This window comes from Ruegeria sp. BC1 (assembly GCF_056539305.1).
Window position 1 is genome coordinate 78,000 of sequence record NZ_JBQFUT010000009.1, and the last position, 24,940, is coordinate 102,939.

The 24,940-nt window shown below is 56.7% G+C and carries 19 protein-coding genes and 1 tRNA gene; 10 read left to right on the plus strand and 10 right to left on the minus strand.

Annotated features, from left to right (window positions below):
- The first annotated feature begins 87 nt into the window (after nucleotides 1–87).
- Nucleotides 88–3,027 carry a pentapeptide repeat-containing protein gene (locus tag ACR0IY_RS17905; RefSeq protein WP_480675699.1) on the plus strand — a complete coding sequence of 980 codons (2,940 nt, stop codon included), beginning with the start codon at nucleotides 88–90 and terminating at the stop codon, nucleotides 3,025–3,027.
- Nucleotides 3,028–3,263: 236 nt separating this feature from the next.
- Here the strand turns inward: ACR0IY_RS17905 and ACR0IY_RS17910 are convergent.
- The 6 genes from ACR0IY_RS17910 to ACR0IY_RS17935 form a co-directional block, all read right to left on the minus strand.
- A tRNA-Met gene (locus ACR0IY_RS17910) sits at nucleotides 3,264–3,340 on the minus strand.
- A gap of 84 nt (nucleotides 3,341–3,424) precedes the next feature.
- Nucleotides 3,425–4,399, minus strand: a complete 975-nt coding sequence (locus ACR0IY_RS17915) for an alpha/beta fold hydrolase (RefSeq protein ID WP_480675701.1) — start codon at nucleotides 4,397–4,399, stop codon at nucleotides 3,425–3,427.
- 1 nt (nucleotide 4,400) lies between these two features.
- Nucleotides 4,401–5,873 carry a flavin-containing monooxygenase gene (locus ACR0IY_RS17920; protein ID WP_480675703.1) on the minus strand — a complete coding sequence of 491 codons (1,473 nt, stop codon included), beginning with the start codon at nucleotides 5,871–5,873 and terminating at the stop codon, nucleotides 4,401–4,403.
- Between the two features lie 151 nt (nucleotides 5,874–6,024).
- Nucleotides 6,025–6,264: a hypothetical protein gene (locus tag ACR0IY_RS17925; RefSeq protein WP_480675705.1), complete on the minus strand. Its 240-nt coding sequence runs from the start codon at nucleotides 6,262–6,264 to the stop codon at nucleotides 6,025–6,027.
- 20 nt (nucleotides 6,265–6,284) lie between these two features.
- Complete coding sequence (locus tag ACR0IY_RS17930) at nucleotides 6,285–7,439, minus strand: aromatic ring-hydroxylating oxygenase subunit alpha (RefSeq protein WP_480675707.1); 1,155 nt, start codon at nucleotides 7,437–7,439, stop codon at nucleotides 6,285–6,287.
- Between the two features lie 100 nt (nucleotides 7,440–7,539).
- Nucleotides 7,540–8,445: a LysR substrate-binding domain-containing protein gene (locus ACR0IY_RS17935; RefSeq protein WP_480675709.1), complete on the minus strand. Its 906-nt coding sequence runs from the start codon at nucleotides 8,443–8,445 to the stop codon at nucleotides 7,540–7,542.
- Between the two features lie 375 nt (nucleotides 8,446–8,820).
- On the opposite strand from ACR0IY_RS17935, the gene ACR0IY_RS17940 reads away from it, so the two are divergent.
- From ACR0IY_RS17940 to ACR0IY_RS17960, 5 genes are all read left to right on the plus strand, one after another.
- On the plus strand, nucleotides 8,821–10,644 hold the full coding sequence (locus ACR0IY_RS17940) for a BCCT family transporter (protein WP_480675711.1): 1,824 nt from the start codon (nucleotides 8,821–8,823) through the stop codon (nucleotides 10,642–10,644).
- 157 nt (nucleotides 10,645–10,801) lie between these two features.
- Nucleotides 10,802–12,349 (plus strand): trimethylamine methyltransferase family protein, encoded by a 1,548-nt coding sequence (locus ACR0IY_RS17945; protein WP_480675712.1) that lies wholly within the window; start codon nucleotides 10,802–10,804, stop codon nucleotides 12,347–12,349.
- 74 nt (nucleotides 12,350–12,423) lie between these two features.
- Nucleotides 12,424–13,527, plus strand: a complete 1,104-nt coding sequence (locus tag ACR0IY_RS17950; RefSeq protein WP_480675714.1) for a mandelate racemase/muconate lactonizing enzyme family protein — start codon at nucleotides 12,424–12,426, stop codon at nucleotides 13,525–13,527.
- An 11-nt stretch (nucleotides 13,528–13,538) separates the two neighbouring features.
- Nucleotides 13,539–14,270 carry an SDR family NAD(P)-dependent oxidoreductase gene (locus ACR0IY_RS17955; RefSeq protein WP_480675716.1) on the plus strand — a complete coding sequence of 244 codons (732 nt, stop codon included), beginning with the start codon at nucleotides 13,539–13,541 and terminating at the stop codon, nucleotides 14,268–14,270.
- Nucleotides 14,267–14,998: an SDR family NAD(P)-dependent oxidoreductase gene (locus ACR0IY_RS17960; protein ID WP_480675718.1), complete on the plus strand. Its 732-nt coding sequence runs from the start codon at nucleotides 14,267–14,269 to the stop codon at nucleotides 14,996–14,998. Before ACR0IY_RS17955 ends, ACR0IY_RS17960 begins: the two co-directional genes overlap by 4 nt.
- 11 nt (nucleotides 14,999–15,009) lie before the next feature.
- On the opposite strand, the gene ACR0IY_RS17965 is transcribed toward ACR0IY_RS17960, so the two are convergent.
- From ACR0IY_RS17965 to ACR0IY_RS17980, 4 genes are read right to left on the minus strand one after another with little or no spacing between them, the layout of a single operon-like run.
- Nucleotides 15,010–16,350 carry an NAD(P)/FAD-dependent oxidoreductase gene (locus tag ACR0IY_RS17965; RefSeq protein ID WP_480675720.1) on the minus strand — a complete coding sequence of 447 codons (1,341 nt, stop codon included), beginning with the start codon at nucleotides 16,348–16,350 and terminating at the stop codon, nucleotides 15,010–15,012.
- Nucleotides 16,347–17,843: an aldehyde dehydrogenase gene (locus ACR0IY_RS17970; protein WP_480675722.1), complete on the minus strand. Its 1,497-nt coding sequence runs from the start codon at nucleotides 17,841–17,843 to the stop codon at nucleotides 16,347–16,349. The genes ACR0IY_RS17965 and ACR0IY_RS17970 overlap by 4 nt, the downstream gene beginning before the upstream one ends.
- A gap of 5 nt (nucleotides 17,844–17,848) precedes the next feature.
- Nucleotides 17,849–18,766, minus strand: a complete 918-nt coding sequence (locus ACR0IY_RS17975; RefSeq protein WP_480675724.1) for a dihydrodipicolinate synthase family protein — start codon at nucleotides 18,764–18,766, stop codon at nucleotides 17,849–17,851.
- A gap of 7 nt (nucleotides 18,767–18,773) precedes the next feature.
- Nucleotides 18,774–19,484: a GntR family transcriptional regulator gene (locus ACR0IY_RS17980; RefSeq protein ID WP_480675726.1), complete on the minus strand. Its 711-nt coding sequence runs from the start codon at nucleotides 19,482–19,484 to the stop codon at nucleotides 18,774–18,776.
- Nucleotides 19,485–19,641: 157 nt separating this feature from the next.
- Here ACR0IY_RS17980 and ACR0IY_RS17985 point away from each other — a divergent pair, with 157 nt between their 5' ends.
- The 4 genes from ACR0IY_RS17985 to ACR0IY_RS18000 all read left to right on the plus strand — a co-directional run bounded on the left by ACR0IY_RS17985 (nucleotide 19,642) and on the right by ACR0IY_RS18000 (nucleotide 24,940).
- The gene (locus ACR0IY_RS17985) at nucleotides 19,642–20,592 is read left to right on the plus strand and encodes a GlxA family transcriptional regulator (protein ID WP_480675728.1); all 951 of its coding nucleotides are present in this window, start codon (nucleotides 19,642–19,644) and stop codon (nucleotides 20,590–20,592) included.
- A gap of 408 nt (nucleotides 20,593–21,000) precedes the next feature.
- Complete coding sequence (locus tag ACR0IY_RS17990; protein WP_480675730.1) at nucleotides 21,001–21,501, plus strand: hypothetical protein; 501 nt, start codon at nucleotides 21,001–21,003, stop codon at nucleotides 21,499–21,501.
- 118 nt (nucleotides 21,502–21,619) lie between these two features.
- Entirely contained in the window at nucleotides 21,620–23,251 is a 1,632-nt protein-coding gene (locus tag ACR0IY_RS17995; RefSeq protein ID WP_480675731.1) for a bifunctional aspartate transaminase/aspartate 4-decarboxylase, read from the plus strand.
- A 15-nt stretch (nucleotides 23,252–23,266) separates the two neighbouring features.
- Complete coding sequence (locus ACR0IY_RS18000; protein ID WP_480675733.1) at nucleotides 23,267–24,940, plus strand: aspartate:alanine exchanger family transporter; 1,674 nt, start codon at nucleotides 23,267–23,269, stop codon at nucleotides 24,938–24,940.

The window sequence follows — 24,940 nt, forward strand, 5'->3', positions numbered from 1 at the left end:
AAAACAATTTTCTTGGTTGTAGGTATGGTCAGAGCTTGTCGGATTGAAATAGCTTGCCGGGAGTAATCTTAAGGTGAGAGCATTATTGTGACTATCCAATTCGTTAAACCCGAAACGAAAAGAGACTACGGGGCGGTTGTTTTCCACAGTTTACTTGCCGCTGTAGAGGCGGTGCAACCTACAGGACCTAACGTTCACAACGTTGTATTGCAACTTAGGGAAGCGCTGCGAGAACTGGCTGGAAAAGAGGCCGAAAAACCTGAGAACCTTGCATGGATTTGGGCAGTCAAGACTTTGAGCCTCGCAGCCGGTGACATGCTCATTCAGGCGCGAAAGCGTGCCCCGTTGTCTGCAAAAAAAGAAGAGGCGATACACGCTTTTTTGGAGGCTAGCACACAGTTTGGCTCTGCCGAATTTGATATTGAGTGCTTTAGTAATCCGGCAAGCTCATCAGCTTTTGACCCGGCGAAGGCGGCTCTCCCGGGACTAATTTTAGGTGCTACAACAGGTGGTGATCTGGGGTTAGAAACGCTGGAGACGCGATTTGCTGAAGCATTGCGGGCAGGGTCAAGCAGGGTAATCTGCGAAGAGCCTTTGTTTTTCGAGCCTCTTGAAAGGGCTCTTCTAAGCATTGGTGGGGAAGGCGCGCGCAGGGATGCAGCTTGGGCGAAGCATGCCCACTGGATTTCTAGTCAATTTGTTGACGCTCCGGTGTTTTCTACGGATGACAGAGAAACTGTGCCGCTATCGTCTCTATACCTGAAGCTTCGCTGTTTTTGGAATGTAGAGTATGTAGAGAAAAGCGAGGACATTAGGTATTCTAAAACAGTTCGCAATGCGCACGTAGCGGATTTACATCAAACGACTAACTCGTGGCTTTCATTTGACCCGAAAGTCGATCCAATCCGTGTGATTACCGGCGGTCCCGGCAGTGGAAAATCGTCATTTGCACGCGCTTTCGCACACCAAGTGATACGTAGCGGTGGACATCGGGTAGCGTTTGTAAGGTTGCAGTACACTAGTCTTACTGGGTCACTGCGAGAAGACATTGGTCGCTACTTTGTTCAACATGATAACCGCTTGGCAGAAAATGGAAATCCCGGCCTTCCCGCAAACCCATTAGACTGGCGTAAGCACGACGAAACGCCACTTTTGTTCGTTTTTGATGGTCTCGACGAACTAACTACAAATGAAGATGACGGGAAACGTTACGCCCGTGAATTCTTGATGGCACTAAGGCATATGCTTGCACCGCTTAATACCGACGGCTCTCCAGTTCGCGCTATTGTACTAGGGAGAAATGCTGCGTGCGAAGAGGCGTTAAGAACGGCAAATATTCCTCTCAGTACGATGCTTAACGTAGCGCCCATCTCTGTAATGACACGGGCATCATGCCGGTTGAGTGAACACCGGGACAAGAACGACCCAGAAGACTTGTTTGATCCTGACTGCTTGATGGAGATTGATCAGCGAGAGCAATACTGGCTCACGTGGGCAGAAGTGAAAGGGATTTGCTCGAATGAGGTTCCTAAGCCGATTACCGATGCAAGAATGTCGGAATTAAATGCTGAGCCTTTACTACTCCATCTCTTGATAAACTCACGGTACTGCGGAGAAGACTGGGAAGTTGCTGCACGCAACAGAAACTACGTTTACGAGGACATTCTTGAAAAGATTTATGACCGGAACAAGCGCAAAGAGCATTTCCAAAGCGCAGGTTTATCTAATTCGGATTTCTTTGATCTCATGGAATGTCTTGGGATCGCTGCTTGGCGCGGAAATGGCCGAACCGGCGACGACGAAGATTTCAGAAAGGTGCGCAAACTTCATCTAAATAAAGAAAAACGCTACAAGAAACTGCATTCTGGAGAGCTCCAGTCCGTAGCCCTGAATATTCACACTCGATTTGGTGGGTCATCAGAAGAGGAGGGATTTGAGTTCATACATAAGAGTTTCGGTGAGTACCTCGCTGCCAGAGGTTTGTTGTTTTACGGGCTGCGCACGGCAAGGAAACTGGAAAATGAGGAGCCTGAAGATGTCGAGCACCATTGGACCGAACTTTTTGGCCTCGGAGAGCTAACACCAGAAATTGTAAGATTTTTGTATGACGAAGCAGTGCGCCATGTAGCTAGCACCAGTGCGGCACCTTACAAAGACCATCTAACCGAGTTCATTGATTGGGTCATGGAACACGGTGCTTCCGCACATAGAGTTTTTCCAGATCGGAGTTGGAGAGAGTGTGAGAGACGGCAGCGTTGCTCCGAAAGCGCCCTAATTGCCGTCACTTCTGCTGTGGCATGTTGCTGCCCGTCGGGGGAATTCGACAACAAGCAAGAGCCGAGCTGGACGGTTAACTTCAAATTGCCGGGAAGTTGGCTTGTTGCCAATTCTGCATTGGAACGGATTGGGGTTTCGACCGAAACAGCTGTGCAGTTCGCCCTGCGTAGATTAGGATTGCGAAAAAAACATATGTGGGCAGCGAATTTGAACAGGGCCGACTTGAGCGGAGCCGACTTGTTTTGCAGCAATCTCATTCGCTCAAGAGCACTTGGCGCAAGTTTCCGCGGGGCTAACTTGAAATATGTCGAAGCCTCGTATTGTGATTGGGTGGGCGCAGATTTAGCTGGCGCAAATCTCCAAGGCGCAGATTTGGCATATTCTAATTTGGCAGAAACAGTCTTTGATGGTGCCAATCTCTCCGGCACTGAAGGCGGCGACTATTCCGACAGAGAAGGATGGCATGAATACGCAGCCATTCTGCGCAGTTCGAATTTGGAGAACGCCCTGTTCTATTGCGCCGATCTAAGGGGGGTGGATTTTAGCTATTGTGATCTCACCAATGCCGACTTCAATGACGCTAAATTGTACGAAGCAAATTTTACAGGAGCAAAAATAGAAGGTGCGAATTTTCGTGGAGCTGAAGGTTTGTTGATTGACGCAATCAACTCTGCAACTGGTGATTTTCTGACTGATTTACCAGAGTATATTAATACGAAGGACGTCGTATGGTTGGAGGTAGATGATTGACGTAGTACTTTACTGACGACGAATAGACAGTAACCTTGTGACGACCGTTCATGAAAAAAAATTGGTCGTCGGTCGTCACAGTTTTTTGTGCACACTCACAAGGATAATCCACCTGTTTGTATCGTTAGCATCCGGTCGATAGTCCGGAAGTGGATCGATAGTATGGTATAAATGATGGTAAGTTTCGGGGTTCTTTTGGATTTCACCATCGATAACATATGGTTAGATTGGTGATTTGGTAGCGGAGGAGGGACTTGAACCCCCGACACGCGGATTATGATTCCGCTGCTCTAACCAACTGAGCTACTCCGCCATGAGTGAGAGGCGATGTAAGCGAGGGGTTGAGGAGGGTCAAGAGGGAAAACACGGTGCAAGTGGGATTCTTTTTCTTATTGGATCACCCGGTCTCGGTGGAGGGCGCAGGATCGTCACGCGCAGCATCCGCGATCCGACGGATGAACGTGGCGCAGATGTCAGGTGCGGTTATGAGGATCATGTGCCCCAGCCCGTCAATCTGTTCGCTGGACAGGCCGAATTGTGTCATGGGATCCCCATGTGCCGCGGGAGATAGAATTGCATCCTGTGCGCCGTAGAGGACGCCACCGGGTACGGCCAGTTCTCCATATCGCGCCGCTTGTGCTGCGATGCTGTCGTTCACGCCCACAACATCCTGAGATCCGGTGATGAACGCTGAGGGGCGCAGCCCTAACGCGCCACCTGCTCGATCCAGAAAATCCACTGGCGCGGGTTCGGGGGCAAAAACGACGTCCAGGGTATGGTGCGCGGTTTTGGCGGCCAATGGTACGGCGAGCGTATTGCCAATCAGGCTTCGCACCCATTCCGTGCGGATCTCCAACGGTTTGAAGACCTGCGGCGTAGCGGGCAATGAATGTGTCAACGGTGCCAGAAGGGCCAGCGCCTTGGTTCGTCCAGGGTAGTCGAGCGCCATCGCGAGAGACACCGCTCCTCCCAGTGAATGACCGACCAGAACGGCGTCGGTGATACCCTTGGCGTCCAGAAGCTCTTGTATCATGCGCGCTTGCTCGGGAAGGCGGCCCAGATCAGCGCTATCGCGTGTTGAATACCCGCAGCCCGGTCGGTCAAGGGCAAGCACGTGAAAATCATCGGCCAGCATATCCACGAGCGCATAGGTGAAGTGCTGCAATTGACCGGTGAGGCCGTGGATCAGGACGACGGTCTGTTTCGACGGATCGCCCCGTTCCACATAGTGAATGCGGCCACCGTTCACGGGTAGAATTTCCCCTAGCTGTGGCACCCGTCTTTGCCCGTCGCGGGTCAGTTTGCGGGTCCACAGGTTCATGCCGATCAAAACCGCGACGATAATCAAAACGATAATCAGGACAGTATTCATCTCAGCGATCTCCGCTTGGGGTCGGAACGGGGTGGTATTGCTCTAACCCGGATTGCGCCATGCGCTTTTCATACTCTGATACAGTGCCCGGCCAAAGTGTCGTGTTGCGACCCGCGGTGTCCTGATACCAGGAGGTACACCCGCCCGCTTGCCAGACACTGTCAGAATGACGGTCCTGCATCTCTTGGGTAAAGGCCGCTTGTTTGGCGGTGTCCGGGGTGATGGCGTGCAGCCCATCCTGCTGCATCTGATCCAACACTCGACCGATATGGCGGACCTGCGCCTCGATCATCAGCACGACCGAGTTGTGACCTAGTCCTGTATGCGGTCCGAGCAGAATGAAGAAATTCGGAAACCCTGCAATGGCGGTGCCCAGGTTGGCCTGCATCCCTTCGGCCCATGCCTCGCGCAGGGACAACCCATCAGCGCCTTCGACGTCCAGCCTTTCTACAACATCGGTAACGTGAAATCCGGTGCCCCAGATTAGAATATCGGCCTGTGTCGCGCTGCCGTCCGAGGCTATGATCCGGTCATTTTCAATCGAGGCCACCCCATGCGGGATTACGCTCACGTTGTCGCGTGCCAGAGCCTGATACCAATCATTCGAGCTGAGGATACGCTTGCAGCCGATCCTGTAGTCGGGGGTCAGGTGGGCGCGTTCTTCCGGGTCGGTGATCGCCTTCTCCAGCCCTTGACGCCACATCTTCATGGCAAATTTCACCATGCGCTCTTCGCCGCGAAATACGCGGTGGCGGTATTCGAAGATCATGTAAATCAGCTTGCGCCGCAGTTTGGGTAACAGCGGAATGCGCCGGTAGAGGCCGCGTACCCAAGGGGCGATGGGGCCGTCGGGCCGGGGCAGGACATAGGGTGCCGAGCGCTGAAAGACGGTGATATGTGCGGCGGTCTTTGCGATCTCGGGCACGAACTGAACAGCCGAGGCGCCGGTACCAACGACCGCAATCCGCTTGCCGACAAGGTCCGCGTCATGATCCCACTCGGCGGAATGAAAACAGGGGCCGTGAAAGGTGTCAGCGCCCGGGATGTCGGGATTGCTGGGCAGGTGCAGCGCCCCGATGGCCGAGACCAGAAAACGGGCCGACCAATGTTGCCCGGTCTCGGTTTCCACCTGCCAACGCTCACCGTCCCATCGGGCGGATTTCAGCTGTTGGTGGAAATGGCACAGATCATAAAGCCCCTCGTCACGGCAGACCTTCTGCAGGTAGGATTGGATCTCGGGCCCACCCGCATAAGCGCGGCTCCAGTCCGGATTCAGGTGGGTTGCCATGGAATAAAGGTGCGAGGGGATATCGCAGGCCACGCCCGGATACGTGTTCTCACGCCACGTTCCGCCGATATCGGCCGCTTTCTCAAGGATCGCGATATCGCCGATCCCGCGTTTGCGGGCTTCGATCGCCATTGTCAGCCCCGAGAACCCGGCGCCGATGATCAGCATGTCCGTGTTGTGTTCCATACGTTCACCTCTCCCCAAGCGACCGTGGTGGTTGGTCTGAACTATAAGGTGAGAAAGCTGTGAGAAAAGCCCCACGTCGGGTCAGGGTGTTGTAGCCAGCTCCGGACCCGATTGAATGTCAGGCGAAAGTGGGCTTGGCCCACGGTTCGTCTCAGAACTCTAACCGATGCGCGCGACCATGTGTAACCAGACGCCGATTCAGCGCGTCCGCTTCGGTTGCGCCGGTTTCCAGCGCGAAAACAAAGGCGTGGGTTAGATAGAAGCAAGCGGCATCAACGTCCTGCGCTGCCTCGCACTGATCCGCGGCTGCGGTGTAGTAACGGATCAGGGCCGCATGATCGTTGCGATCATGGGCCTCAAGCAGCAGGCGATCCAATTCGTCTTTGTCCATGGGCTGACTGACCAGTAACGTTACTCTGTACGACCTTTCTCGATCTGTGTCGCGACCCAGTGATGGAAATTATGCGTCGGACCGTCCATCGCCGGAGAGAACCGTCCGCCATCGAACAACATCCCGTGCCGACCCTTTTGCATGCCCTCGACCACAAAGACGTCCTCTTCGAATACGGTTTTCCACAGTTGCGCGTTCGAGGCGCGCAACCCGTCATGCTGTGGCGTGTCGTCGATACTTTTGGCGTAATAGAGTTCGATATGCTCGACCGTATTCTCTTGATCCACCGGCTCCAGAACGATGGCAAATGCGTGGTCGCGTTGCACGCCCAGCAGAACGTTGGGGTAGAGCGCCACGTATTCGGCGCCCTCATCCCATTTGTCGCTCAGCCCGTCAAAGTCGGCAAAAGTCGCACCGTCCTGATCGGTCAACTGACGATAGACCAGCGTGCCCTGACCGGAATAATGCCCTCGGGCTTCGATATTGTAGTGATCCTCCAGCCGGGAATAGCTGTTCAAGCCGGGATGCACCCACGGCAGATGGTAGCTTTCGCAATAGTTCTCGACCGCCAGCTTCCAGTTGGATTTGACCTCGAGCTTGAACGAAGATGTTTCGCCGCCGTGATATACAGGCTGTTCGAATTCTTTCCAGCGTTCCAGCAGGGCGCCGTGGGCGTCTTCGAATTCGGGCGCGTTGCCATCGACATTCACAAAGATCACATCGCGCCAGACGAATGACCGCACGCGTATCAGGCCCAGATCCTCTCGTTTGACATCCTCGTGCTTGTTTTGACCGGGGCCACCCACATGCGGGGTCGCGCGCAACTCGCCCTTCAGGCTATAGCACCAGCTGTGATAGGGGCAGCGGATCGCACCGCCGATCTTGCGGGGCGTGTCGACAAGGATCATGCCCCGATGACGGCAGGTGTTCTGGAACACGCCAACTTCACCCTCTTTGTCCCGGACAATCAGCAGGGGCATTCCGAGGAAATCAACCGGTTTTGCGTCCCCTTCCTCGGGGACGTCCTTGCCAAACCCAATCCCAGACCAATTGGCATAAAGCACCGACCGTTTTTCCTCGGCAAAGATAGCCGGGTCGATATAATGCTCATTCGGCAGGCCGTTGGCGACGGTTACATCGGCCAGAACGGAAGACAGCGCGCTATGCTTGTTCATCGGGCTCTCCTGAGGTGTTGCTGGATGCATTCCTTCTCGTATTGGCGGATCAGGTGGGTTCCTCTCAATACCAGAAATCCTCATCAAAGAGTGATTTATTCTAAACTGAACCTTCCTGAACCTCTTGAATGATCCAAGTTTTCAGCGCGCGGGCACTATCTGACAGCTCATCATCCGGGCGACCAACCAGATAGAACTGGTTTGGCGCGGTCAGGTGATGTGGTCCGATTGCCACCAGCTTACCCGATTGCAACATCGGGTGGATCAGTCGTTGCCAGCCCAGCGTCAAACCTGCCCCTTTACGGGCCAGTTGCAACGCGACCGAGTAGCTGTTGACGCGTGAATCGATTGGAATGGTGCCCGTATGCCCCAGTTGCTGAAACCAGTCCGGCCAAGTCGTCCAGCTGCGATCATCCGAGTCCAGATGGATTAACCGTTCTGCCGCCAGCGCTTCGAGGCTTGCACCCGCAAGCCGTTCGGCCACTTCGGGACTGGCAACAGGGATCAGGTGGTCCCGGAACAAGGGGGTATGCGATAGGTTCGGGTCACTGTCGCGTCCGTAGCGGATAAAAAAGTCGACGTCCGGGCGATCCCGGAAGGGTCGATCCTGTGACAGCTGATCCACATTGACTTCGGGCATTTCACGCCAGAACCGGATCACCGCCGGGGACAGCCACAGCGCCGCCACCGCCGTGGTCGAGCCGACTGTGACCTTGCCGCCGGATTTGCGATCACGGATCGTGGCCAGCACCTTCGAGATGCGCCCAAACGAAGAAGACAGCGCCTCATGCAGCGCTTTGCCGTCTTCAGTCAGATCGACTCCGCGGTGCTTTCGCTGAAACAGGGCGGTGTCCAGATCACCTTCCAGAGCTTTGATCTGGTGGCTGACAGCGCCCGGCGTAACCGACAACTCTTCTGCTGCGTTCTTGAAGCTGAGGTGACGGGCGGCTGCCTCAAAGGCCGAAAGAGTGGTCAACGGAGGAAGGTTATAGTGGCGTCTGGACATGAGGTCAGGGAATCGCTGTTGTGTTTCAGGTTAGTTGGTTTCACTTGAGTATTAGTTTTTTTGCAGTTGAAAGCTAGCGTTGCTAACACTGAAGGTGCATTCTGCGGTTATGATTGGTGGTAGGTGTCGTAAAACTACAAAATACGTCGGTTCTGACCAGATCAATCTAAGGTCGGCGGGATACGCAAACGGACCATTAGCTGCCGCTTTTTGCAAGTGGCTTGGGCTTTGTGCCTAAGAAAACTTTCAAAGACCCTGGCCGGACGAAGGAATGGTGTCGCGCACCAAGGGACCGGGTCGAAGGAATGAACAGAATTGGACCGCCTGATCAACGCAGGCTCAGTCCAACACAACGCGTCAACACGGAGGAGAACCATGTCAATACCCGAACCTTTTACGGACGTTGAAATAGAAACGGCGGATGCCGGTTTCTATGAAAACTACAGCGTCCCAATTGCTCTGATCAGTAAGGCCATCATGGTCGGGCTGGTTTTGTGGGCGCTTGTGTTCCCGGCCAATGCGAACAGCACGCTGGGCAGCCTGAACGGCCAGTTGCTTGAAGTATTCAACAGCTTTTACGTCGTCATCGTTGGCTTGTTCTTCTTCTTCCTCGCCATCGTCGCCATCATTCCGTCCACCGGCCGCCGGATCATGGGAACACCCGGGGAAAAACCCGAGTTCTCGAACTTCTCGTGGTTCTCGATGATGTTTGGCGCGGGTCTGGGCGTCGGTCTTATGGTTTTCGCCACCGCCGAGCCGCTGGGCCTGTGGGGATCGAACCCGGTTGTTCTGTCGGGCGATGTTGCGGGTAACGACCCGGATTCCGTTCAGTCGGCCTATCGCTTCACCTTCCTGCACTATGGTTTCCACGCCTGGGCGATCTACGTCGTCACCGGCCTTTCGCTGGCCTACTACGCCTATACCCGTGACATGCCGCTGACAATCCGCTCGGCGCTGACCCCGCTGTTCGGTCGCTTCGTCAACGGGTTTTTCGGCCACGTGGTCGACGTTCTGGGCGTTGTTGCGACAATCCTCGGTGTGTCGGTCACCATCGGTTATGGTGTCAGCCAGTTCATCGATGGCCTCTATGCCATTACTGGGATGGAGTGGATCATGGACCTTGGCGGTGAGGTTCCCTCCCCCAGCAAGGTAGGCCTGATCTCTGGTCTTGTCGTGATCATGGGCCTGTCGATCATTTCGGCTGTGTCCGGTGTTGGACGTGGCGTGAAGTATCTGTCGAACCTGAACCTGGTGCTGTCGATCATTTTGCTGGGGACGTTCGTCGTGTTTGGTTCTTTCGTCTTTGCCATGACCACCTATGGTTCGGCGATGGTCGATTACATCCTGCACTTCATCTCGCTCAGCTTTAACGCCTATGGTCCGCTGTCGGCTGAAGCCTTCGCTGCGGCTTTGCCAGCCGAGGCACAGGCCCACGCAGACGATCTGATGGGCGGTGCAACCAACGCGTGGGGCAGCTTTGAGGGCTTCCGTGAAGGCCTGACCGGTGCCGCTGCCGAATTGGACGAAGAAATGCTGGCTGCGGCATACGCTGCGGGTGAGCAGGGCCGTCAGTTTGGCTGGCAGGCAGGTTGGACCACGTTCTACTGGGCCTGGTGGATCGCGTTCTCACCCTTCGTGGGCCTGTTCCTGGCGCGCATTTCCAAAGGTCGTTCGGTACGCGAGTTCATTCTGGGCTGCGTGTTCGCACCGGCGCTGGTCTGCTTTGCCTGGATGACCGTTCTGGGCGGTACCGCGATTGATCTGGAACTGGCAGGCGCTGCCGAAGGCGCGATCATCGGCGCATCGAACACCAACAAGCTGTTCGTGACCCTGTCTTACATGATCGACGGCGGGCTGTTGTCCATGCTGAACGTCATGTGTGTGATCCTGATCATGACCTTCCTCGTGACCTCGGCGGACTCGGGCATTCTGGTGATGAACACCATTATGTCGGGTGGAAGCCAGGAAACCGGCGTCAAGCACCGCATCATCTGGGGTGTGATCCTGACGGCTGTGATCGGCGCGCTTATCTTGGCGGCTGGCGAAAACAACCCGATGGACGCGCTGCGAAACGCGATGATCATCGGCGCGTTGCCGTTTACCATGGTAATGGGCTTGATGTGTGTGTCGCTGGGCAAGGCGCTGTTCCGTGACAGCCAGCGCGACAAGCACGGTGTTGCAACACAGGCCGCCGAATAAGCAGGCCGCTAACGCTGATCATGACGCCGCCCCAACCGGGGCGGCGTTTTATTTTGAGCCGAAAATGGTGTCGTTTCCTGCAAACAGATATCGCAATCAGTGAGGCGCGAAGGGCACGAATCCCTCAATCTGTCAGATAAGATTGGAGGATTGCTCAATGAATATCCGAACTGCGACCCGTTCGGGCGGACGCTCGGCCCGTCGGGCGATGCGCACAGCGCCAAACTTTGAAATGCTGCCCGGCCTGACCCGAGGCATCCCCTTGTGCGAGGTGATGGACGGCAGCCAGGTTGAACGCATCGACAATGCCTCGATGGATATTCTGGAAAATGTCGGCGTCCAGTTCCGTGATCCCATCGCGCTGGAAGACTGGAAAAGGGTCGGAGCCAAGGTTGAAGGTGAACTGGTCTATCTGGACCGTGGGCTGGTCCGCGAGTTGATCGCGACCATTCCCAGCGATTTCACCTATCATGCCCGGGATCCGAAAAAGAACGTGAGACTAGGGGGACGGCACTCGATTTTCGTGCCGATGACCGGTGCGCCGTTCCTACGGGATCTGGATGATGTGCGCCGGAACCCGACGTTGAACGATCTGGCGATGTTCCACAAGCTCAGCCACATGATGCCAGCGCTGCATTCCAGCGCACACCATATCGTTGAACCATACGATCACCCGATCAGCCAGCGGCATCTTCGGATCACCTATTCGTCGATGAAGCATTCGGACAAGACGTTCATGGGTATGACCACGTCACCCAAGAATGCCGAAGACGTCATGGATATGTGCGCGATCCTGTTCGGGGAAGACTTTCTTGAGGATCACCCGGTCACCACCGGCAATTGCAATGGCAACTCACCTCTGGTCTGGGACGAAACCATGCTGGGCGCGATGCGGGCCTTTTGCCGCCGCAATCAGCCGGTCTTGTGCTCTCCGTTTGTGTTGGGAGGGGCCAATACACCTGCGAGTGTCCCGGCCACAGTGGCACAGCTGAATGCCGAGGCGCTGAGCGCGCTGGCCTACACACAGGTCATTCGCAAAGGCGCGCCTGCGATTTATGGGCACTACTTGTCGACCGTTTCGATGAAATCCGGTGCGCCGATGGCGGGTACGCCCGAGATCAGCCTGATGAACTTCATGATCGGTCAGATGGCGCGGCACTATGGTGTGCCGTGGCGCACCTCGAACACGTTGGGCGGAGCCAAGACATTCGACGCGCAGGCCGGCTATGAATCCGCCACGACATTACAGGCGGTGATACATGCCGGGGCCAACTACATCTGGCACAGCGCGGGTTGGAACGAGGCCGGAATGCACTGTTCGGTCGCCAAATTCATCGTCGATGCCGAACAATGCGCCATGGCTTACCGCATGGCTGAAGGGCCAAAATGGCACGACTTCGATCAAGCCATCGCAGCGGTGCCGGATGTCGGTCCCGGCGGGCATTATCTGGGTCACCCGCACACGCAGGACAATTTCCAAAATGCGTTCTTTATGCCCGAATTGTTCGATAACAACTCAATCGAGCAATGGCAGGCCGAAGGTGGGGTAGAGATTACCGAACGGGCCTTGAACCGCGCCCGCTCATTGCTGGCGGAATACGAGGAACCCAAGCTGGACGAAGCAAAGAACGAAGCTTTGCTGGACTACATGGCCCGGCGGGAACGAGAAATTCCAGCCGCGGACGAATTGAACCAGAGTTTTTGATTAGATTTCCCCGTAACTTACCCGCCCGGATTATCGGGCGGGTTTTTTCACCTCAGGCAAGACGGAACAACACTGTGAAAATCGCTGAAATTCACATCTACAGCCATGAGCTCCCGGTTCGGAACGGCCCGTACACTATGGCACGGGCCCAGGTTTGGTCCCTGGACTCTACTTTGGTCAAACTGGTCGCGGACAATGGACAGATTGGCTGGGGTGAAACCTGCCCGGTGGGTCCAACTTATGCCGAGGCCCATGCAACCGGTGCCCGGGCGGCGTTGTCTTTGATGGCCCCCGATCTGATCGGGGCAGAGGTTTTGCCGCTTTCCCTGCATCGCCGCATGGATGGCCTGCTTAACGGGCACGCCTCTGCCAAGGCGGCCATCGATATTGCCGCGCATGACTTGCTGGGCAAGCAATTTGGCGTCAGTGTTTCCGATCTGCTGGGCGGGGCCGCGACCGACAAGGTGCCGTCATACTATGCAACCGGCGTCGGTGATCCGGATGACATTGCCCGGCTGGCGGCGGAGAAGCTGGCGGAAGGCTACCCACGTTTGCAGATCAAGGTCGGAGGGCGGCCGGTTGAACTAGATATTGAGACAATATGCAAGGTTTGGGAGGTGACGCGCGGTTCGGGCATGCGCCTTGCAGTGGATGGAAACCGAGGCTGGACAACCCGAGACGCGCTGCGGGTCAGCCGGGAATGCCCGGAAATCCCATTTGTGATGGAGCAGCCCTGCAACACGGTCGAAGACCTGCAAAAGATCCGGCCACAGGTGCGGCACCCAATCTACATGGACGAAAGCAGCACCAGCTTGAACGCCGTCATTTCTGCTGCGGGCACTGGTCTGGTGGACGGGTTCGGCATGAAAGTCACCCGCATCGGCGGGTTGCATCCAATGCGTACGTTTCGTGATCTATGTGAGGCACGCAATCTGCCCCACACCTGCGACGACAGTTGGGGCGGAGATATCATCGCGGCGGCCTGCACCCATATTGGCGCAACGGTTCGGCCTGATCTGCTGGAAGGCGTCTGGCTGGCTGCGCCGTATATCGAAGGGAACTACGATGCCACAAACGGTATCAGGATCGAAGGGGGCCATATCAAGGTTCCAACCGGCCCGGGACTGGGCATCGAGCCCGACGAAACTCGGATTGGTGCGCCGGTGGCCTCGTTTTGATAGGACAGAAGATGGACTTTGAAGGAAAAACAGCGCTGGTCACTGGTGCCGCAGGCGGGATTGGCGCCACGCTTGTGCAACGTCTACAACAGGCTGGCGCCCGTGTTGCCGTTGCGGATCGTTCGGTTGAAGGGGTTGAAGCACAGGCGTACCTGCCCGGCGATCTTTTGGATACGTCATATGCGGACTCGCTTCCTCAGAGGGCCGCTGAGGCGCTGGGCAGTTTGGATATCGTGATCAACAACGCCGGTGTCATCTCGCGCGGGGCGGTGACTGAGACTACGGATCAGGACTGGGCGCTGTCGTTGGGAGTGAATGTCGAGGCCCCGTTCCGCATCTGCCGCGCGGCAGTTCCAATCATGGCCGCACGCGGCGGAGGTGCAATCGTCAACACCGCGTCTTGTTGGGGTTTGCGGCCAGGGCCGAACCATGCGGTTTATTGCATGACCAAGGCGGCAATAGCCTCGCTGACACAGTGCATGGGAATGGATCACGCGCATCATGGCATTCGGATCAATGCCGTCTGTCCGAATGAGGTGAACACGCCGATGCTACGCTCGGGATTTGCCAAGCGCGGGTTCGACCCGGATACCGCCGTGGCTGAGTTGGGCCAGACTGTTCCTCTGGGCCGCATTGCTGAACCCGAGGACATTGCGGACGTGATCATGTTCCTTGCCTCGGACGCGTCGCGGTATGTGTGCGGAGCGTTGTTGGAAGTGAATGGAGGCAAGCCTGTCTCATGAAGTTTGAAGGTAAAACCGCCCTTGTTACCGGTGGGCGCAGCGGTATCGGTCGCGCCATCGCACAGCGGTTGCATGATGACGGCGCGCGCGTTTTCACAGCCCAACGCGGCGAAGATTTTGAATTTGAAGGGATCGAGGCCGATTTCGGCAATACTGACAGTCCACAAGCCGTTGTCGATCAGGTTATCAGCCGGGCAGGGCGGTTGGATATTCTGGTTAACAATGCGGGTGTGATGCAGGAATCCTCGGTCGAAGAGATGAGCCTGGATGCCTGGCAACACACCCTGACGGTAAACCTGACGGCCCCGTTTCTTATTATCAAAGCTGCGCTGCCGTATCTGCGCGAAATCAAAGGCAGCATTGTCAACGTAGGGTCCATTGAAGGTTTGGGCAGCAACCCCGGTCACGCATCCTATTCCGCGTCAAAAGCGGGGCTGCATGGTTTGACTCGTGCGGTTGCCGTGGACCACGGAGGCGAAGGTATACGCTGCAATGCGGTTGCGCCGGGTTGGATCGACACGGACCTGAACGTTGATTTCATCGACTCGATGCCCGACCCCGCCGCCTTTCGCCGCGACATAGCTAGAATTCATCCCGTTGGCCGAACCGGGCGGCCTGAAGAAGTCGCCGCGCTGGTCGCGTTTCTGGCCTCGGAAGACGCTGCATTTATCACCGGCCAAACCTATACGGTGGACGGCGGACGGATGGCGAAACTCAGCCTTCCCTGACAGTTAAGCCCCTATTCTTTCCCCGAGCGCCATTCCTTCCAGATCAGGTAGGAATTCGCGCCTAGCGACGCAAAGGGTTCAGGCGGCAGGCGTGGCAGTTCTGGTTGTGCCTGAAAGTGATCAGCGATCTCAGATCCGCCTTCCAGCATCAATTCAGCCACGCCCATGCCCTGCAGCGTTCCCCGCGCGATGCCCAATCCGTTCTGACAGCAGGCGGAATAAACACCGTCATCCAGTTTGCCAAACGCAGCTGATCCATTGCGGCTGAGGCACAGCATCCCGGCCCAGCGGTGCTCCATCCGGACATCCGACAGATGGGGAAACCGCTCGGAAAATTTACGGTCATGCACCCACCCCGCATTGCGGAGCCGCATCCGGGTGGTCTCGATTGACGGGTGAAAACTGGAACCTGTGCGGATCAATATGCGATCCCCGCAGCTGCCCGAGATGCGGCGCACAGAAGTACCCATTGGATTGGCCGGCGTCACCGACCAGCGTGGCTGCCCACCCAACGTCTTAATCTGTGCCTCAGTCAGCGGGGCCGAGATAGAGGCATAGAGACAAATGTGCATCAACTGTCTTTGGTAGAACCCAAAGCTTTCCAAGTGACCGTTGTTGGTCAGAACAACCCGCGCAGTGCTGACATTGGCCTTTGGCGTGCTGACAAGCCAGCCCGCGCCTTGCTTTTGAAAGCTGGTCACAGGTGAGTTTTCAAACACGTTGATCTGTCCGGCCAATCGCGCCGACAATGCCCGGATATAGGCCGCAGGTTGAATCATCACTGTCCCCGGTGCGTACAGCCCCGAGGTATAATGCGGACTGCCGGTAATTTCCTGCATCTGCTGGCGGTCGTATAGGGTGTAAGGCTCACCTAGCTTCGTCAGATGTTCAGCAAACTCGCGGTTATGCGCGTCGCCTGCTTTTGTCGCGGCAGCGTTAAACTTGCCGCAAGGATCGAACATCTCCTGCGGCAATGCGCAGTCAGCGGCTACCTCAGTCGCAAAGCCAATTGCTTGTCTGTTCAGTGCAATGGTGGCGCGATCCGCCTCTAACGCATCGCCTGCATAATTGTCCGAAGCCAGATCATGTGGCAGATCGATCATGAAGCCCGAATTTCGCCCGGCTGACCCCTCGGCAAAGCGACCCGCTTCCAGAATGGCAATCTTCAGAGACGGGTCCAGTTGATGCAGCCGACGTGCCGTGGTCAATCCGGCAAACCCACCGCCCACAATTGCGATGTCGACGGTCAGGTCCTGCTCGAGCGTTGGCAGAGGCGACTGAGGCGGCAGGATGGCGTTCCAGCCCGCCGCACCCGTCTGCCGGGGCAGGCGTTTAGCTTCGTACCGGCTCAATCGACGGCCTCATCCGCATCATCGGCCAGATCGATCCAGATGGTCTTTAGCTGGGTGTACTGGTCATGTGCGTGGACCGAGTTGTCGCGCCCGCCAAAGCCAGACTGTTTATAGCCACCAAAGGGTGTGGTGATGTCACCTTCGCCAAAACTGTTCACCGTTACAGTGCCCGCCCGGATCGCTCGCGCGCCGCGAATGGCGCGTTTGGCGTTGGCGGTGAAGATCGAGGCGCAGAGACCATAGTCTGTGTCGTTGGCGATCTTGATCGCTTCGTCAAAGCCCGAGACCTCGATTACCGACAGAACGGGGCCAAAGATCTCCTCGCGCGCCAGCGTGGCATCGTTGCCGGGTACTTCCACCACTGTCGCCTCGACAAAACCCTTGTTTGCTTTGCCGCCGATCACCACATTCTCGGCCTGATCCAGATAGCTGCAGACCTTGGCGAAATGGCCTGCGCTGACCAGTGCACCCATGCGGGTTTCGGGGTCCAGCGGGTCGCCGATGTTCCACTGTTTGGCGTGATGGGCGATACGCTCCAGAAGGTCGGCCTTCACGTCGCTATGGACGATCAGCCGCGACGAGGCCGAACAATTCTCACCCATATTCCAGAAAGCACCATTGACCACATGCGCGGCCACACGGTCGAGGTTTTCTGCGTCGTCCATCACGATGGCCGGGTTCTTGCCACCCATTTCCAGCACCACTTCCTTGGCGTTGCTTTCGGCGGAATAGGTGAGGAACCGCTTGCCGGTCACGGTCGAGCCGGTGAACGAGACCATGTCTATATCCATGTGCCGCCCAATGGGCTCGCCCACTTCGGCCCCTCCGCCGGGCACGATGTTCAACACGCCGCGCGGCAGGCCAGCTTCCATTGCCAGTTCGGCCAATCGCAGCGCAGTCAGGGTGGTTTCCGCAGCGGGTTTCACCACGACTGAACAGCCCGCCGCCAGCGCAGGTCCGATCTTCCATGCCAGCATCAGCAGAGGGAAGTTCCACGGTAGAACCAGACCGACAACGCCGATCGGTTCGCGCACCACCATCGCGATGTGGTCATCGCTGGCGGGGCTGATCTGATCGTAGATCTTGTCAATCGCCTCAGCGTGCCACTTCAGACAATGGATGGTTTCCGGCACGTCCACGGTTTCGCAGTCAAAAATGGTTTTGCCGCTGTCGATGCTCTCCATCACGGCCAGTTCGTGCGCGTTGCGAGTCATCAGTTTGCACAGCCGGATCAGTACATCCTTGCGCTCGGACGGGTGCAGTTTCGACCAGCGGCCGTCGTCAAACGCCTCGCGCGCCTTTTCGACGGCAAAGTCCACGTCCGCCGCGCCGCAGGCCGCGATCTCGGCCAGTTTGTCGCCTGTAGCCGGGTTCACGGTAGTAAAAGTCTCGCCCGAGATCGCCGGACGGAATGCGCCGTCGATGAAAGCTCCGGTCGGCAGGGTCAGGCCCGCGGCGATGGATTTGTATTCGTCCTGTGTCAGCAGATCCATATTTCTTACCCTTCAGCCACGATGTCAGCGATTGTCTTTTTCAGCACACGCGTTACCTGTTCCAGCGCGCGCTTATCGTCTTTGTTCAGCCCCCTCAGCGGAGGCCGCATTGCGCCCGCGTCGATCCCGTTCATCGTCACGCCGTGCTTGATGGTCTGGATGAACTTGCCGCCCTGTTCCAGCACGCGCATCAGCGGCATCATCGCAGACATGATGCGTCGGCCCTTGGTGAAATCCCCTTCGATCACGCAGGCATTGTAAAGGGCTACGTGTTCCGCCGGCAGAAAGTTCGACCCACCGCAGACCCAAAACGGTGCGCCCCAGGCGAAGAATTCCAGCGCTTGATCGTCCATTCCACAGCCCAGCTGGATATGCGGATAGTCCCGCGCCAGCAGATGCACCCGATTGATATCGCCCGAGCTTTCCTTAATGCCGCAGAAATTCCGGCTGCGGCCCACGCGGTCGAGGAATTCTTTACCCATCATCGTGCCGGTGCGGTGGGGATAGTTGTACAGCATCACCGGCAGATCGGCGGCCTTGTCGATGGCCAGCGCGTTCAGAGCGTTTTCCCGGTCGGTGGGCACCGAATAGGGCGGGCTGGCCAGCAGGATGGCATCGGCACCCAATTCTCGGGCACCTTTGGCCAGCGCGACGGAATCCGGTGTCAGCATCGCACCGGTGCCAACCACCAGAGGCAAGCGGCCTTTCAAACGCTCCTTCGTAAACCGCGCCAGTTCCAACCGCTCCTCGACGGTTTGGGCATAGTTCTCGCCGGTCGAACCGCCCGAGATCAGCCCATGCACGCCGTTTTCGATCAGGTAGTCGATGACCTGCGCCAGCGCGTCCCAATTCACGCTGCCATCATCATGATGGGGCGTGACAACAGGGGTATAGATCCCCTCAAATCTGAATATCGGATTCATTCAGTCCTCATGCAGGTTTCGAAAGTGGCGGAGTGCCCAGCGGGACATCCAGCGCGTCAGGAATTACGAACAGTTCGATCTGATCGCGTGACAGGTTCCAATGGTCCACGGCCAGCCGCGCAGCAGTCGCCTCATCGTTTGTCTCGATTGCGGCGATGATGGCATCATGCTGGTCGCTGGCCACCGACAGGTTTTGGCTCATCTCGGCCGTTTGTGGCCGGTAAAAGGTCATGCCGATACGAGCGTGGTCGATCAAAAGCCGGTTGAACGAAGGCAGCAGATAGACATTGCCTGACATCTCTCCGGTCACGTCATGAAAGCGGTTGTTGGCCAGCGCCCGATCTTCGGGCGATCCCGACCGCAGCGCTGCTTTAAACGCCTGCTGCGCCTCTTTCAGGGCATCAATCTGTGGTCGCGTTGCGTTCACTGCCGCCAGCCTAAGAATCGCACCGTAGACCATCGGTGCGGCCAGAAAGAAATCGCGCAGCGTGGTGTAAGACATCTCGGATACCCGAGCGCTGCGGTTGGTGCGCAGGTCCAGATACCCTTCGCCCGCCAAATGCCGGAACACCTCGCGCAATGGCGTGCGGGACAGGCCGAACGCGTTCGACAAATGGGCCTCATCCAGATCAGCACCCGGTTGCAGGCGCAGGGTCAGGATCGAGACCTTTAGGTGCTCCATCAACTCGGCTTTGCGGGATTTGGCGTCGTCTTTCATCCGGTCTCTCCTGTGGTGTGCCGAGGCGAATCGTGCTGACCTCGCGCACACCTCTTCTGTATTCTAAAAAAATACAACTTGTATACATAAAAAAATCGTGCAGCATATCCAGCGACTGAGACTCAGGCGCAAGACGCCGTAGGAAATGGAATAGAAAATGGGCCAGCCGCGCCACATCACCTTCATTCTGATCGAGGAATTCTCTCATCTCGCCTTTTCCTGCGCGGTCGAGCCGCTGCGGATCGCGAATCTGGTCAGTGGCAAGACGCTGTATGAGTGGACGTTTCTGTCGGAACATGGCGAACAGGCCGTGTGTTCGAACGGGTCGGTCACTTTGATGCACGGGGGGCTGGATGAGCTTTCCAAAACGGACCAGTTGTTTGTGTTGTCTGGTATCCACATGCGCGACCATGCCTCGCGCCGCTTGCTTGCGACCTTGCGGCGCGAAAGGGCGCGGGGTACGGCCATCGGTGCACTCTGTTCCGGCGCTTGGTTGCTGGCCGAGGCCGGCTTTCTAGATGGCATGCAAGCCGCGATTCACTGGGAATACCACGACGCGTTCATGGAGGCGTTCCCCGAAGTGAATCTTGTGCGCAGTGTCTTTGTGGCTGACGAAAAGCACATCACCGCCTCAGGGGGTACGGCAACGGCTGATCTGATGCTGCACCTGATCGGGCGTGACCACGGCGAAGAACTGGCAATCGCCGTAGCCGATCAGATGGTCTACAATGCCGTGCGCAATGCCACCGCCAAACAGCGCGTTTCGCTGCAATCGCGCAACGGCATGCGCAACGCCCATCTGGCCAAGGCGATTCACATCATGCGGGACTGTATCGAAGCTCCGGTCTCTCCGTCACAGATAGCCGAGGATCTTGGAATTTCGACCCGCCAGCTTGAGAGGTTGTTCGGCAAATACCTCAATACGTCACCCAAGAAATACTTCATGGAATTGCGCCTTGAGCGCGCGCAGAAGCTGTTGTTACAAACCGAGGCATCCGTGACCGAGGTTGCGATGGCCTGCGGCTTTGAAAGTCCGGGCCATTTCTCACGCGTGTATCGGTCGAGCTTTGGCGTCACACCGCATGCGCAGAAAAGCAAGATAGATTAGCTGACAGCGGCGGGGGGAGCTGCTCTGTCCGTAGGCGAGCCCGGCTGGTCAGGCGCTCACCCCCTTGGTCCCGCTCGTACCCCCTCGTTAAAGAAAAACTGATGAACTGTTTAGCAGGATTGAGTATTCATAAATGCAGAAATGGGCATAAGTTTTACAAGTTCGTGTCAGTTATGTGTACATTGTGGCGTCAAACGCGGCGCATGCCGCATTTCGGGTGCGCCGAAAGTCCACACGATGCTTAAACATTGGGGCATTGAAGGTCATTATGTTTGTGGTAAAAGGCGGTTTGAGATATTTATTTTCTGCCAATTTGGAGAACAATTCTGAAAAAATGGCATTAAATCGCAACGGAAACGCTATCAGAGTTTCCATGTCCTCATCAGGTGTTATCGCCGGAGGACGCACATGAATCAGGAAGCCCAAGAAGCCGCAGTTGAATTCGCGCCACGCGTGATTTCAATCGCAAAACGCGAGCAGCAGATTTGCCAAGCATCAAAGGCCGCCGAAGCCGCATTTGAACGGATTGCCGGGGTCGCACCTGCCAGTGTGCATGGTGAATTGCAGGATCGGGTCTTTTCGATTTTTCGCTGGTACTTTCTTTCGGCATTTTGCACACGCTTGTTGACAGATGCTGCCCACCGGTTTGAGCATCAGACATTGCAGGTTTCGGTCGACATTTTCAGCGCGGTCAAAATGGTGCTGACCGAAAGTGAAATCGAACGGTCGATGGCTTTGGTCAGCACTGAACGCACATCTCCGACGCTGGCGCGAGCCAATGATATTGGTAGCCGTGGGCACACGGTTGGCTGGGTCGCTGCCGGGCTGCATGAAAAAGGTCGGGCGTTTCCGAACGAAATCCAAAACGCGCTGGTTGGTGCGCTGGCCGCTTCGGCACGGATCAACTGATCGCCCCGACAGAGGTTTACCCTACGTCAGGTGCGGGCGGCACAGTTTACACAGACACATTTCCTTGCGTACGATCCGGAAGAATTCTTCCGATTGATTTAGCCAAGGGTTTGAAGTCATGCCAGAAACACTGGACCTGCACAAATTTGAAAATTTAAGTCCTTTCCAGATCAAAGACGAGCTTATCAAGCTGGCTCAGAAAGAATCTCGCCAGATGGCTTTGCCCTATCTGAATGCGGGGCGTGGCAATCCCAACTGGATTGCAACCAAAGCGCGCGAGGCGTTTTTTCTGCTGGGTCAGTTTGCGATGACCGAAGCGCAACGGCACCGCAATGAACCGCAGGTCGGTCTGGCCGGGATGCCGCAAGGTCCTGGCTGTTACGACCGACTCAAGGCTTATTGCGCGGATTCGATTGAGAAGAACGGACCCCCTGGTGCGGACACGCTGGTCGCTGTTGTCGACTATGCGATTGAGAAATTCGGCTTTACCCCGGATGATTTCGTGCTGGAGCTGACCGACGGTATTGTGGGTGATCACTATCCGATGCCGGATCGGTGCATGGCGCATAACGAGGCCATCGTCCATGAATACGTGATGTGGGCGATGTGTTCGGGGCACCGTCCCAATGCGAAATTTGACATCTACGCAGTCGAGGGCGGTACCGCCGCCATGTGCTATATTTTCAAGGCGCTCAAGAACCAGCGGCTGCTGAACGCCGGTGACACCATCGCGTTGGGCACGCCGATCTTCACACCCTATCTGGAAATGCCCGTGCTGGAAGATTACGGGTTGAATGTGGTCGATGTGTCCTCGGAAGAGGAGGATCATTTCCAGCTGACCGATGACGATCTCGAACAATTGGCGGACCCGAAGGTAAAGGCTCTGTTTCTGGTCAATCCAGGCAACCCGTCTTCGGTCGCGATCAGCCCCGAGGTCATGGCCCGTCTGGTCGAATTCGTCAAAACCCGGCGCCCGGACCTGATCATCCTGACAGATGATGTCTATGGCACCTTTGTCCCGAATTTTCAGTCGGTAATGGGCCATCTGCCCGAAAACACCATCGGGGTTTATTCCTATTCGAAATATTTCGGCTGCACCGGCTGGCGTCTGGGCGCAATTCTGGTGGCTGAAAACAACATCTTCGACAGGATGATCGCCGAAGCCCCCTCGGAGACCAAGACCGTCGTCAACGCACGGTACGAAACGCTGACACCAGATCCGTCTTCGTTCAAGTTCATCGACCGGATCGTGGCGGACAGCCGCGATGTTGCACTGAACCACACAGCCGGTCTGTCGCTGCCGCAGCAGGTGATGATGACGCTATTCTCATTGGTTGAACTGATGGACGACGAAAAGGGCTATCAGCACTTCTGCTGGGGTATTCTGAAGCACCGCTTTGACGAACTGGTCGAGGGCATGGGTATCGAAGTGCCCGACAACCCGCTTTTCGACAAGTACTACGGTATCATCGACTTTGAATTCTGGCTGCGAAAATATGTCGGTGAAGAGGTGGTGGACTGGATCAAAGAGAACGTTCATCCCTTGGATATCTCGTTCAAGCTAGCGCAGGATCACGGGATCGTTCTGCTGAACGGGTCGGGTTTTGACGCGCCGAACTGGTCGGCGCGCGTGTCTTTCGCCAATCTGGACGACAGTGCGTACCGACAGATCGGGCGCGCGGTGCGCGCGGTGGCCACGGGGTATGTGCAGGCCTATCGCGCGTCTAAAGGGTTGCCGCTGCACGGATAAGCAAGGGGGCTGACAATGGAATTGATCGGGTCGATCTTTGGTCATCATCCTGCGTTGGCCCTGTTTTGCAGCCTCGCCCTTGGTTATACGCTGGGCAAGATCACCATCGGGTCTTTCACCGTCGGGTCGGTGGCGGGCTGCCTTCTGGCCGGTGTCCTAGTGGGCCAGACCGGTGTTGTGGTGTCGGATGACTTGAAACAAGCCTTTTTCCTGCTGTTTCTGTTTTCCATCGGGTATCGCACCGGCCCGCAGTTTTTTCGGTCTCTGAACTTTGGGGCGTTGCCGCAGATCGCGATTACCGTACTGCTGTGCGTGGTGGCCTTGGTGGTTGCCGCGTTGCTTGCTCCTCTCATGGGGCTTTCCGTTGGCATCGCCGCGGGGCTGTTGGCGGGCGGTGTCACCGAAAGCGCGACGTTGGGTGTGGCCATCGACGCCTTCGCAAAAACCGGTGCCGATGAAGCCGCACAGCAGATTTTTGACGGTGAAATCGCGACCGGATTTGCGGTGGCCTATTTCGTGGGCGTCATCGCCACGATCTTTTTCCACACGCAACTGGCCCCCCGGTTTTACGGGCGATCCCTGAAAGAGGCCTGCGCTGAGTATGAGGCTGAACTGGATAGTAACGGCGCCCCGATGGTGTCCGAGCATCGCGATTTCGAAGCCCGTGCCTATCGCATTAATCCAGAATTTGCGGGTCATAGAATATCCGAACTAGAAGCCCGTGTGCCCAAACATGTGCGTGCCTTTTTCGATCGGGTACGACGCGGAGACAAAATCCTGCCCACCTCACGCGATATGGTTCTGCAAGAGGGCGACATTGCCGCCATTGCGGGTCTGCGGTCCTACCTGATCGACCATACCGGCATGCTGGGCGAAGAGGTCGAGGATCCGGAACTGCTCGATCTTCCGGTCCAGACCAATGATATCGTTGTCACTAACCGAGAGGTGGTCAATCAAACACTGGTCGAGCTTTCGGCCAGACCCGAGGCACGCACCATCTACCTGCGCGGGATCATGCGCAGCGGCGAGCGGCTGCCGATTTTTCGCGGTGTGACCCTTCACAAGGGCGATGTGCTGACCGTGTCCGGCACCCGCAGCCACGTTGAGGATGCGGCAGCCACAATTGGTTATCTGGATCGCGAAACCAGCAAGACCGACATGGTATTCGTGGCCTTTTTCATCCTTCTGGGCGGCCTGATCGGTATTCCGGCATTGAAATACGGGGCGATCGAGCTGGGGCTGGGCACCTCGGTCGGTGTGCTGCTGGGCGGTTTGGTGGCCGGATGGCTGCGCTCAGCGCACCGAACCTTCGGCTTTGTGCCAGAGGCGACGCTTTGGATATTCGATTCCCTCGGCCTGTGCGTTTTTGTGGCCTGTGTGGGGATCACGTCAGGGCCCAGCTTTGTGACCGGTGTGCTCGAAAGCGGCCCCTCTCTTATTCTAGGGTCGGTCGTAATCGTGCTTTTGTCTCACGGCACAGCGGTTTACATCGGCCGCAAAGTGTTTGGCATAAACGAAGGCGTTCTGGCGGGCACCTGCTGTGGAGCGGGAACCTCAGCCCCAGGTCTGGCCGCAGTTCAGGAATCTGCGCAAAGCCAGGTTCCCACACTGGGTTACGGCCTGGGCTACGCAGTCGGCAATGTGCTGCTGGCCCTGTGGGGCTCGGTCATTGTGATCCTGTTGATGTAA